Raw genomic sequence first — 12,528 nt, 5'->3', positions numbered from 1 at the left:
ACTCTTATTTTTGATAAACAATTTTTCCGTTAACGACCGTCATGACATTTTCAGCTGTCATAATCTGGTCTTCTGGGATGGTCATTATGTCTTTATCCATAATACTTAGGTCAGCCAGCTTTCCAACTTCAATACTGCCTAGAATATTTTCCTGAAACGCGGTATGCGCACCCCAGATGGTTAACATTTTTAGGGCCTCTTCACGAGTTACCGCATATTCAGGGTGCCATCCTTCACCGGTATAGCCATCGAAATCTTTTCTGGCAACGGCGGCGTAAAATTCAATACGTGGGTCGCCAATTTCAACTGGCTGATCAGATCCGCCGGCAATAATCGAACCCTTGTCAATTAACGTACGCCATAGATAGGCATTGGCAAGTCGCGGAATGCCCAATCTAATGCCGGCAAAATGAAGGTCACCAATGGCATGCGACGCCTGCATTGACGGAATGACGTCAAGGTCAATAAAGCGATCAACGTCTTCTGGTTGGATGTTTTGTGCATGTTCCACACGCCATCTTGGATCTTGAACGGCACGTTGTGATTTTGGAACCGCTTTAAAGGCTTCCTCGTATAAATCCAGAATTATCCTGTTGGCGGCATCACCAATGGCATGTGTTTCAACCTGGAAACCCATTTTGATGGCTTTTAACAGAACGGGTCTGATGTCTTCACTTTTTGTGATGATTAACCCTTTGGTATCATAATCGGAATATGGTTCAAGCAATGCCGCACCCCGTGACCCAAGGGCACCATCAAGCCTTACTTTAATGCCGCGAACGGTGACAATATTATCTTTGTCGACCTCTATCCCGCGTTCATAAAGGGTATCGAGTTCTGGTCCAAAGTTCACAGCCACAAAAACACGGTGGGCAAGATTGTTTTCTGAATATAATTCCTGAAATAATCCGATGGTGTCGTAATTACTGCCTGCATCTTGGAAATTGGTCCAACCCATACGGACATTACGTTCTGCACCCATGCGAATAGCATCTTTTCGTTCAGCTGCCGTTGGGGCGGGGATAAGTGGATTGACAAGATCACGTGCTGTATCCACCAATATACCAGTAGGTTCACCATTTTCATCTAGGTTGATGGCGCCGCCTTGCGGTGATTTGGTCTCACCAGTAATGCCCGCAAGTTCAAGTGCCATTGTGTTTAATACTGATGCATGACCGTCAGCGCGACCAAGCGATACAGGACGGTCAGGAATAATGGCGTCCAAATCATCTTTGTTTGGAAAACGCCCTTCCGGCCAATTTGTTTCGATCCAGCCTGTGCCGGTAATCCATGCGCTATCTGGGTTTGCATCGGCATGTGACTTTACAGCCTCCAGCATATCCGCGAGGCTGCTTATCCCCTGAAGGTTTAGATTTTTTTCACGAAAACCCACTCGCATTAAATGACCGTGGCTGTCAATGAAGCCCGGGAAAATGGTTTTACCCGTCATATCAATCACATTGGCATTTCCACATGCATAACGCTCCGCACCAATATCATCACCGACATAAATGATTTTATCACCACGTGTTGCAATGGCAGATGCAGTAGGTTGATTATCATTGACAGTATAAACAGTTGCCCCTGTCATTACGATGTCAGCAGGCTTGCAATCCTGTGCCATAACAACGCTCGTCATAGCACTAAATAATAGTAAAGATTTTGTGATCATTTTCGTCCCTTTTATATTTGGATCAGGATAAAACGATCATGCGACCGATATCAATAAAATTATACGGTGGATTGAATATTATTTTTGCGCTAAATGTAATTCACGTATCTTCTTATCGGGAAAATAAAAAATATGAATTTGGGCATAAAGAAAATTGGCATATTCGGGGCGGGGATTATATCGCTGTCAGGTCTGTTGCTAAGCAGTGCATCCGCGCAAGCGGTGGCCGAGGCACTTATGCCAGAAATGGAAGAAATGACCGAGGAAGTCTATGTCCTAAGAGAACCCACAAAAGAAGAATTAAAGAGGTACGCCATCAATGCGGAAATTGATGAACTGTGGGATAGAATTTTTGATAATTCTGGTAACTGGTTGTTACGTCAACAAATTGCAAAAAAATACATTCTTCTTGGGAACGCGGATATCGCTCTTCATGAATTGAAACGTGCTGAACAACTCGGTATGCCAAGAAATTTGCTGCTTGGCGATATCGGTAAAACATATTTGATCACCAAGCAATATGATTTAATTGGCGAAGAGATCCTTATCGAAGAAGCCGCACCGGAAATTCATGGTGAAGTATATTTGGTGCAAGGGTTGATGCATAACGCCCTTGGTCAAAAACGTCAGGCATTTCTTAAATTATATCAAGCAAGTATTTATTTGCCTGATCAATATGATTTAAATGCATCGCTTGCCAGTCTTTATAATGATATGGGGGAATATGAAAAAGCGGAACTTAATGTCGATAAGGCATTAAATTTTGAACCCCGTAAAGCAGAAATTCTTTTATTAAAAGGAGAGCTGGTTCAAAGGCGCGCTGGATCAGAAAAATCATTAAAATATTTTGAACTGGCCAATTTTTATGAACCGGAAAATACCGAAACGGAAAGCAAGCTTGCTGGTGCCTATTTCAATTTAAGAAATCATGATGAAAGCATGAAATGGGCCCGTAAAATACTGGCCAGAGACCAACGTAACCCATATGCCAATTTCATGGTTGCGGCACTATTCGCTGAAGGCAACAATATCAGAACAGCCACCAGATATTTAAATCAGGCAGGATTTAATGCTTATTTAAATTCTGTTCCGGCGCTTTTGTTATGGGGTAAGCTTGGATATGCAACAGGTGATTATGACCGTTCTGTGCGTTCTTTATCCAGATTAAAAGAAATCGACCCGTTACATATTGAAGCAAGCAGAATACTTGCTGCGTCAAACTTAAAATTGGGTAACGGTATGGGCGCGGTTGACGCGCTATTGGACCTAAATGAAAATGGCCTTATGACCGGGCTTGATTATTATTTAATCGGCAGTGCTTATTCGCTGGTGAGGGAATATGATAATGCGGCCTTATTTATGGATAAGGCGGTTACTGACGGTGTATCAGCATTAAGTGCTGCGGATAATCAATATGCAGATGAATTTGGCCGTGAACAAAATTTTGGTATTACCATCGATTTTGCGGAAATTTTAAACCAGAATAATGCGGATGATTACCGCCTTGTGATTGAGGCGTACCAAGCATTGGAAGATAATGATTTTGAAAGTGCGTTTGATAGTGCAGCACGTTTGATCGATGCGAACCGTCAAAACCCGCTTGGTTATTATTTGATCGGCAGGTCTTATCAGGGGCAGGGGCAAGCCGATGATGCCCGCAGTAATTTCAGCAGAGCATTACAGTTAGACCGCAATTTTCATCAGGCAAGGTTAGCGCTTGCGAAAATTCAATTTGAACGTGGCAATGAAAATGATGCGGTTCTTTCATTAAACACAATTCTTTCCCGTGATGAAGAATATCTTCCGGCATATGATTTGTTATATGAATTCGCCATGATGCAGGGGGATTTTATCCGCGCAGAGCGTTATTTAAGAACGGCGACAAGCGCACGTGCCGATTTGATGGAACCGCGTTTGAAATTAATTAATTTTTATTTTGATCGCGGCAATGTTAACGGTGCACGTAATAACGCATTCAGATTAACGGAAATTTTCCCTGATCATTATCTGTCGCATAAAATGGCCGGTAAATCATTGTTGCTCGGTGGAAATGCAGAACAGTCGCTGACATTCCTTGAGCAATCAATCGCAAAAAATGCCAGCGACCAAGAAACGTTTTTATTACTAGCACGCGCGTATATGCAAACAAGTGAAATGCATAAGGTAAGACCTTTATTGGTGTCTGGTTTGGAGACGGTAAAAGACAGACTTCCTTTGGTTTTAGAGCTCGTAGAACTTACCAAAACTGATCGCAATTTCCAAAGTGGTTATCATTATATTGATCAATTGAAACTGGATGAAACCACGATTGCGGTGGCATATCTTTATCAGGGGGAGCTGAATTTACTGGAAAATCGTGTTGATGATGCGATGAACGCATTTAATAAGGCAAAGGACGCTGGCGCAACAGAAGAACAAATCGCAAGCGTTCGTAATAATATGCCGATTGTTGGGTTGCAGGTGAATTAATGCGTGTTCTGCATGTGCTTGAACGGTCGCTTCCTTTTGTTAATGGATATACTTTCCGTGCACAGCGCTTGATCAAAGCATTACATGATAATGATATTGAAACAATTCAGGTAACAGGCATTCACCATGATCAATTTCAGAAAACCAAAGAATATGTTGACGGGGTAGAGTTTGAAAGAACGGCCAAAGGCATAAACCCGCTTGTGAAAATCCCTTACGTGGATCAAAAAATAGCAGCATCAAAATTAAAGAAGAAAATTTCAAAAATACTATCGTCTAATAAAGTCGATCTTATCCATATTCATGGGCCAGCTTATAATGGAATAGCGGCGATAAATGCGGCAAAAAAGCATAATATACCGCTACTTTATGATTATGATCTGTTTTTAGAAACGACTGATTTAAAAGACAGTGTTTTGGATCATGTTGATCTTATTACAGTGTCGACGGATGCGGTAAAAAATGATCTTGAAAGATCCGGGGTTAACGAGCAAAAAATAGCGGTGATCGAAGATGGAATAGTGCCATGTGATGTTGAAATTACAGAAGATGAATATAATGATCTTCGTGCGCGCTTGAATTTCGAAGGGATGACCGTTTTTGGCTATATTGGTTTTTTCCATGATTATGAAGGGGGGGATATTTTAATCAGGTCCATGCGAAGTATCATGCTTAGGGAACCCAATGCTTGTTTATTGATTGTTGGGGACGGTGATATGGATCAGGAATGGCAACATTTGGCATCAAGAAAAATGCTTGGGGACCGTGTCATTTTTACCGGTTTTGTGCCACAAGAAAAGATACCCAAGTTCCTTGATCAAATCGATATATACGTATCCCCGCGTCAAAAAGTACCACATTCGGAAAGTGTGGTTCCAAATAAATTAAAAGAAGCCATGCAAAAAGGTAAATTGGTTTTGGCATCAAATATCGGTGGCCACCGAATGGTCATCGAAGATGGCAAGAACGGCTTTTTATTTAAGGCGGGTGACCCAATTGCGCTTGCGGAAAAATACGGTGAAATGCTTGAATGTAAGGATCAATGGGATAGCATCAAAAATAATGCGAAATTGGATGCGCAGGAAAAGTACGACTTTAATCTATCCATGGAAATACTGATCAATAATTATAATCGTTTGTTAGGGAATGTTTAATGCAGGAAATCCGTCTTAAAAGCAGCATAAGAGTAGCCGCGGAAATAAAAAGATGTGAAGCTGAATTTATTCCTGCAATGGTGCTGCATAAAGGGGACGAAGAAAGAGGACAGATCATCATAAAGCAGTATGTGCATGGAATGGGTGCCAGAATATATTCCGAGACCCGTGATATGGATGATAAGCTTATTTGGCATGAGCCGCTCGGCGAAGGATATATGGAAGAACAAAAGGCCGATGACTATATCGTCAGACAAAAAAGTTTTGATGAGGATTTATGGGTGATAGAAATCGATGATCCAAAAGAGAAATATGTAGTTGGAATAATTGAATGAATAATGTTGAAGAATTATATCAACAGGGTGTTGAATTATATAGACAACAAAAATTTATAGAAGCAAAAGATATCTTCTTAAAGGCCAGTAAACTTGTGCCAAATGATCCGCAAATTGCTAGAATGCTTGCTGTTCTGTTAGCGCAGCTTGGCAATTTTAAAGAAGCGCGAATTTATTTTGAAATTTCCCTTAAATATTCAATAGAAAAACCGTCCCTTCAGTTTTTAAATAATTACGGTCTTATTTTAAGAAAAACAGGTGATAGCAAAGAGGCGATAAAAATATTCCGACAGATCATATATCGTGATAAAAATTCCGCAGAGGCGTGGACTAATCTAGGGGGGTGTTACAATGCATTTTTTCAATTAAATGAAGCGGTAAAATGTTTTGAAAAAGTTAGAGAAATTGTAAAAGATGACCCTAATATTTTAACCCGTCTTAGTTTCAGCTATCATAGTCTTTGTATGTGGGATAAGGCGAAAGAAGTTGATAGTAAGTTAGTTGAAATTTCGAAGTCTAAAATGGCGATAGGAGAACCTTCGCCGCTAAATGTCCATTCTGCATTCTTTTTAGATATTGATGGTTTTCTTTTTAAGGAATTAGCTGAAAATCGTTGTTTTCATATGAAAAAAAAACAACAAGCAAGTGGTATATTTCTACAACAAAGACCTAGTAGAGATAATCATGGTCGCATTAAAGTTGGTTATGTTTCATCAGCATTAAAAAGACATGCAACAGCGTTTTTGGTGCAAGATTTGTTCAGGCATCATGATTATGATAAATTTGAAGTCTTTATATACGCCCTAAATGTTAAAGGGGAATGTCCGTATTATGACAAGATTTCATCGTCCGGCGCGCATATTTATGAATTAAGTTCAAAAAGTGAATTGGAAGTTGCAGAATTTATCCAAAGTCATGAAATTGATGTATTGATTGATCTGGATGGTGAAATCAGCAGAAGCCAGCCGGGCGTGTTTTTATTGAAACCGGCGCCGGTTCAAGTTACTTGGCTGGGGACACCGGTGACATCTGGTGCGCCGTGGATGGATTATATATTGGTTGATGATGTGATCGTACCGATAGAGCTTGAAAATCATTATACTGAAGAAATACTTAGAATGCCAAATAGCTTTTTCTTTAATAGCTGTACATCCTTGCCATTAATAGAAAGCAAAAAAGAAGATTGGAATTTGCCAACCGATAAATTCATTTTCGCGAGTTTCAATATTAGCCGTAAAATTGATCAAACATCATTTCAAGCATGGTGTTCAATCTTAAAGGGTGTTGAAAATAGTGTTCTATGGATTCTTGTTGATGATGAAATGACGCTTAAAAATCTTCGTAAAGAAATGAAACAGCAGGGCGTGGATGCAGATAGGTTAATTATTGCGGATAGACTATCAAATGAAGATCATTTGTCACGATTGCAACATGCTGATTTGATGCTTGACTGTTTTGTTTGCAATGCACATACGACCTGTGTGGAGGCGCTTTATGCTCATCTTCCAGTGTTAACAAAAATTGGGGAAACATTTATTTCCCGGGTCGCAGCTAGTATTTTATCGGCCGGGAAACTGGATAGTTTGATTACCCATACTATTGATGAGTTTGTTGAAAGGGGTATTGAAATTGGCAATTCTGCAGAAGAATTGGCGCGACTTAAAAATCATTTAAGTGAAAATAAAAATGATTTGCCTGTATTTGACCAAAGACAATGGGTAAAAGATTGGGAACAAATATTACAAGAAATTACCCAAAATAAGGGTTTATGCTGAATGTCTGATGTTAGAAGGTTATATCAACTTGGTATGGGCCATTTTAAAAGTAAAAAACTGTTCGAGGCCAAAGAGTGTTTTGAAAAAGCCAATGTAATAGCCCCTAATGATCCAAAAGTATCAGAGATATTGGGATATTGTTATTATTTGCTCGGGGATTTTGCCAAGGCAAAATTTCAATACGAAAATTCAATAAAAAATTCTCCTAACGGCGCAACAAGTCAGCAGCTTGGTTTATATGCAAATTTATTGCTGGATATTAATGATGAAGCAGGGTGCGAACATTTTTGTAAAATGATCCTTGAAAAAGATCCTGGATATATGCCCGCTTTAAAAACTCTGGGGGATATGTACCGCGCAAAGCATAATCAGACAGATGCAATAAAATGTTATGGAAAAATCATTGAGAAAACACCGAATGATTATTCAACGCTAACGAAATTAAGCGGTTGTTATCATAGTATCTGTTTATGGGATAAAGCAGAAGGAGTCGATAACAGGCTGATCGATTTTTGCGAAGAAATATTTGAAACCGGAATGGCATCGCCCGTTGATATTCATTCGGCTTTAATGTTTTCAGAAAATGCTGATTTTATGAAGAAAATTGCGGTTAATCTTAGCAATGCGTATATTGAAATTCAGAAAAAAATGGGGGTGGAGTTACCACAATATTCCACGGTATAAGAATAACAAAAAAAGAAGAAAGAATAAAGGTTGGCTTTCTTTCTGCTGCCTTATCAAAGCATGTCACCGCCATTGTTTTAAACAGTTTTTTTGAACATTTTGATCAAGCGAAATTTGACGTTATTGTGTATGCGGTTAACCCAGATCACCAATGCCCTAATTATCAAAAAATCAGTAAAAGTGCAGAAAACCTGATTGAATTTAATTCACAAAGTGATGAAGAAATGGTGGATGTTATAAAAAAACATTCTCTTGATGTTCTGGTTGATCTGGATGGTTTTGTGGGCGCTAAAAGACGTGGTGTGTTTAGCCAAAAACCAGCACCAATCCAGATTGCTTGGATGGGGACGCCGGCGACAGCTGGTGCACCGTGGATTGATTATGTTTTGATTGATAATATTATCGCGCCTAAAGAGCTAGAATATCAATATACTGAAAAAATATTGCGGATGCCGCATTCGTATTTTTTCAATTCAATGTCGTCTTTAAAAAGAAGTGTAAAAGACCGTGCATATTGGAATTTGCCAGAAGGCAAATTCGTTTTTGCCAGTTTTAATATTAGTTGGAAAATTGACAAAGAGACATTCTTGGCATGGTGCGAGATATTGAAGAAAGTGGAAAACAGTATTCTTTGGTTGTTTCTTGAAGATGAGCAGGCAATTACAAACATAAAAGATACATTGGAAGAAAATGGGGTAGATAGTAATCGGTTACATTGTACCGGCCGTGTTCAAAATGATATTCATCTTGCCCGTTTTGATCATGCAGATTTAATGCTGGATAGTTTTATTTGCGGGGCACATACAACATGTACGGAAGCATTATATGCAGAACTTCCCGTACTAACTAAAATAGGCACAACATTTCATGGTAGGGTAGCAGCAAGTATTATCAAAGCTGCTGATATGGAAGATTGCATAACAAATTCCAAAGACGAATATATCGAACGTGCTATTGAAATTGCGACAAAGGATGGCGAGCTGGAAAGATTGAAAAATCATCTGAAAGAAAATAAAGATGAATTACCTTTATTCGATCAAAAAAGGTGGGTTCGCGATTTTGAAGAAATACTGATACATATATTAGAAAAATAAAGAAACAAGAAAAACATGTCTACGAATGTCAGATCTCTTTTTGAAGAAGGGCTTAAATATTATAAAGCAAAAAACAACTTTAAGGCGAAAGAATGTTTTTTAAGTGTTTGTAAGAATGCGCCTGATTTTTGGCTGGCTTATGAAATGCTTGGGCATGCCTCTTTTGCAACGGGCGATTTTTTATTAGCGAAAAACAGTTTTGAAGAAGCCATACGCAGAGCCGGAAATGGTATTGGCACTGAACTATTGGTGAAATATGCACGCGTTCAAATCGAGCTAAGAAATTTTAAAAGTACCGAAGAAATATGTAAATATCTTGTTGATCAGGATCCTAACTTAACTGATGCCTGGATGGTGTTGGGGGATTGTTATAAATTACAATTTAAAACAAACCTCGCAATGGATTGTTTTGAACACATATTCGAACAAGATCCCACAAATATTAATAATATGGTCAAATTGCACCGTTGTTATCATGATATGTGTATGTGGGATGATGCGAAAAAGCTTGATGATAAATTATATTCCATAAGTTCAAATTTAATGCAGACAGGTGAAGCGGCCCCATTAACTGTTTATGACGCAATGAAGTTCATCGAAAATGGCAGTTTTATGCGTGACTTGGCGGAAAATGAATGCAAAAAATTTATTGATATAATGGAACGCTCGGGTGTTACCTTTACTCAATATCATACTGAAGCTAAGCAGGTAAAAAAGAAGGGTAAAATTAAGCTCGGCTTTTTTTCTTCTTGTTTATCTAGGCATGTAACGGCTTATGTACTTTTTAATTTCTTTGATCTCTTTGATCGTGATGTCGTCGAAATTCATATTTTCCCTGTAAATCCTGACCAAACCTGTACGCATTATGAAAAAATATCAGGCGATTGTGATTATGTGCATGAGCTAATTTCAATGACCGATCAGGAAATGGCAGAGAAAATTGCATCAACTGAAATGGATGTACTTATTGATCTGGACGGGTTTGTCGGAAATCGCCGTATGGGGGTGCTTGCTCAAAAACCGGCCCCAATTCAAATTGCTTGGCTTGGAACACCTTGTACGACTGGAGCAACATGGAATGATTATGCTTTAACGGATCATGTAATTGCGCCAGCTGAATTGGAAGATCATTATACTGAAATGCCACTAAGGATGCCGAATAGTTATTTCTTTCCAAATATTCAGGGTGACGAAGCCAAGGAACTTGGACGGGATTATTGGAATATTCCGGAAGATAAGTTTGTTTTTTGTAGTTTCAATAACAGCTGGAAAATTGATGAAGCAACATTTCTTGCTTGGTGCGAAATATTAAGAAGGGCAGAGGATAGTGTACTTTGGTTAATGTTGGAAAATGATGAAACAATCGAAAATGTAAAACAAAAATTACAGGATAATGGCATAGACCCGAATAGACTTTATATTTCGGGAAGGGTTGAAAATACAGAACATTTATCTAGGTTTATATGTTCAGATTTATTACTCGATAGCTTTATTTGTGGGGCACATACAACGTGCATCGAAGCATTAGGGGTTGGCCTGCCTGTGCTTGCTAAAATTGGCAAGCCATTTTATTCGCGCGTTTCATCTAGCATGTTAAGTGCGGCAGATCTGGAAAGTCTTATTACCCATACAAAAGAAGAATATATTGAACGCGCAGTTGAAATTGCAAAAAATCCTGATACCCTTGCGGCGTTAAAAACACATTTAAAAGAAAATAAAGACACATTGCCATTATTCGATCAGAAGAAATGGGTGAAAGACTTTGAAGATATTCTGGTCTCTGTCGTAAAAAGGGAAAAATAATTACATGGAAGCGACCATCAATTTCGGGGTGTGGGCATTATTGCCATTACTATTAGCATTAATCACAGCCTTCTGGACCAGAAGCGCGATCTTTTCACTTTTCGCAGGTTGCTTGGTCGGTGTGATGATGATGGGATATAATCCAGATGAATTTATGATGGGACTTGATCCTGCGGGTGGTTTTGTGAATTTGGTTGCCGCGAGCCTTGATGGTGAATTTATCCGCATCTGTGTGATTATTATCTTTATCGGAATTCTTTTTGAACTCTTTAAACGGGCAGGGGTGCTTGTTGCATTCGCTAATAAGGTTTCCAAAACAGGCACCAGCCCGAAAAAGGTGAAATTCACCACATGGATGATGGGTTTCTTTATTGTTGATGATTATTTTAGCCCGTTGATGACTGGTCCGATTATGCGCCCCTTAACAGATAAGGCGCGTATTTCCCGTGAAAAGCTTGCGTTTATTTTGGATAGTACGACGGCGTCCGTTTGTGTGCTTGTACCATTTATGTCATGGGGGGCTTATATCGGTGGCTTAATCGCAAAGGAAGGTGGCCCTGTGAATGGTGCGGAAGAGGCAATAACATTATTTGCGTCATCCATTCCTTATAACATTTACCCGATGCTGTTGATTTTCTTTACTATGTTGATTTGTTTGGAAATCATTCCTGATTACGGCTTTATGAGAAAAGCGGAAAAGCGTGCCCGTGATGAAGGAAAAGTACTGCGTGATGGCGCCATTCCAATGGTCAGTGATGAAGGCGATGATATATTCGATCAAAAATTTGAAAAGGCTTATTTGTTCTGGGATTTTGGATTACCAATTTTCATGGTGTTCGGTACGGTGATTATCACTTACTTTATGTTCGGTAGCTTAATGATCCTTGAAGCCTTTATCATGGCGGTGATTTATCTTGGCTTTTCGCTATATTTCAAAAAATATGTAAAAGATTTCAGCGACCTTACCGAAATCGGTATCAAGGGCGCGAAAAGTGTCATGTCCGCGATTATCATTACCGCGCTTGCCTATTGTATTAATACGGTGACCAAGGGGCTTGGCGCTGCGGAATTTATCATGGCGCTAAGCGATGGGTTCATGACGCCGTCATTACTCGTGGCGTCGACGTTTTTCTTAACGGCGGTGATTTCATTTTCAACCGGAACATCATGGGGCGCATTTGCATTAATGATCCCGTTCGTTCTGCCGATTGCATATGGCTTTAGCGGTGGTGTTGCTCATGACCCGATTGTTTATAAAGTAATCGCGGCCGTGGTTGGCGGTGGTATCTTTGGTGATCATTCATCACCGGTTTCCGATACATCGGTACTGGCGTCCGTTGGTGCCGGCAGTGACCATATGGACCACGTGATTACCCAGCTTCCGTACGCGTTAACCGTTGGTGCGGGTACGATTGCGCTTTATCTGGTGATTTAATTTAAAAAAAGTGCATTTTTTTTAAATCTGGCCCTTGAAGTATTAAACCCTATCCACTATCTGTTCTGTGTGGCTTTTAGCACTCCTGTTCTAAGAGTGCTAAAAGC

9 protein-coding genes are annotated in these 12,528 nt (G+C 39.5%); 8 read left to right on the top strand and 1 reads right to left on the bottom strand.

All coding sequences use genetic code 11. The features are described 5' to 3' along the window. Positions 1–4: 4 nt before the first annotated feature. Entirely contained in the window at positions 5–1,672 is a 1,668-nt protein-coding gene (locus KW060_RS09700; RefSeq protein WP_249034629.1) for an amidohydrolase, read from the bottom strand. Between the two features lie 132 nt (positions 1,673–1,804). Here KW060_RS09700 and KW060_RS09695 point away from each other — a divergent pair, with 132 nt between their 5' ends. Genes KW060_RS09695 through KW060_RS09660 form a run of 8 tightly spaced genes read left to right on the top strand, consistent with a single transcriptional unit; the run spans position 1,805 to position 12,421 of the window. Next, entirely contained in the window at positions 1,805–4,141 is a 2,337-nt protein-coding gene (locus KW060_RS09695; RefSeq protein ID WP_249034628.1) for a tetratricopeptide repeat protein, read from the top strand. Continuing rightward, positions 4,141–5,295, top strand: a complete 1,155-nt coding sequence (locus KW060_RS09690) for a glycosyltransferase family 4 protein (RefSeq protein WP_249034627.1) — start codon at positions 4,141–4,143, stop codon at positions 5,293–5,295. The genes KW060_RS09695 and KW060_RS09690 overlap by 1 nt, the downstream gene beginning before the upstream one ends. Then, positions 5,295–5,630 carry a DUF1491 family protein gene (locus KW060_RS09685; RefSeq protein ID WP_249034626.1) on the top strand — a complete coding sequence of 112 codons (336 nt, stop codon included), beginning with the start codon at positions 5,295–5,297 and terminating at the stop codon, positions 5,628–5,630. The genes KW060_RS09690 and KW060_RS09685 overlap by 1 nt, the downstream gene beginning before the upstream one ends. After that, positions 5,627–7,405, top strand: coding sequence for an O-linked N-acetylglucosamine transferase, SPINDLY family protein (locus KW060_RS09680; RefSeq protein ID WP_249034625.1), 1,779 nt, complete (start codon positions 5,627–5,629; stop codon positions 7,403–7,405). Before KW060_RS09685 ends, KW060_RS09680 begins: the two co-directional genes overlap by 4 nt. Further along, positions 7,406–8,089, top strand: coding sequence for a tetratricopeptide repeat protein (locus KW060_RS09675; RefSeq protein WP_249034624.1), 684 nt, complete (start codon positions 7,406–7,408; stop codon positions 8,087–8,089). It begins immediately after the preceding gene. Next, positions 8,074–9,183 (top strand): O-linked N-acetylglucosamine transferase, SPINDLY family protein, encoded by a 1,110-nt coding sequence (locus KW060_RS09670; protein WP_338050565.1) that lies wholly within the window; start codon positions 8,074–8,076, stop codon positions 9,181–9,183. Before KW060_RS09675 ends, KW060_RS09670 begins: the two co-directional genes overlap by 16 nt. Before the next feature lie 15 nt (positions 9,184–9,198). Continuing rightward, the gene (locus tag KW060_RS09665) at positions 9,199–10,986 is read left to right on the top strand and encodes an O-linked N-acetylglucosamine transferase, SPINDLY family protein (protein ID WP_249034623.1); all 1,788 of its coding nucleotides are present in this window, start codon (positions 9,199–9,201) and stop codon (positions 10,984–10,986) included. Between the two features lie 4 nt (positions 10,987–10,990). Next, positions 10,991–12,421, top strand: coding sequence for a Na+/H+ antiporter NhaC family protein (locus tag KW060_RS09660; RefSeq protein WP_249034622.1), 1,431 nt, complete (start codon positions 10,991–10,993; stop codon positions 12,419–12,421). Positions 12,422–12,528 lie beyond the last annotated feature (107 nt).

Source organism: Pseudemcibacter aquimaris (assembly GCF_028869115.1).
GTDB lineage: Bacteria > Pseudomonadota > Alphaproteobacteria > Sphingomonadales > Emcibacteraceae > Pseudemcibacter > Pseudemcibacter aquimaris.
This window is presented reverse-complemented; position numbering and strand designations above follow the sequence as displayed.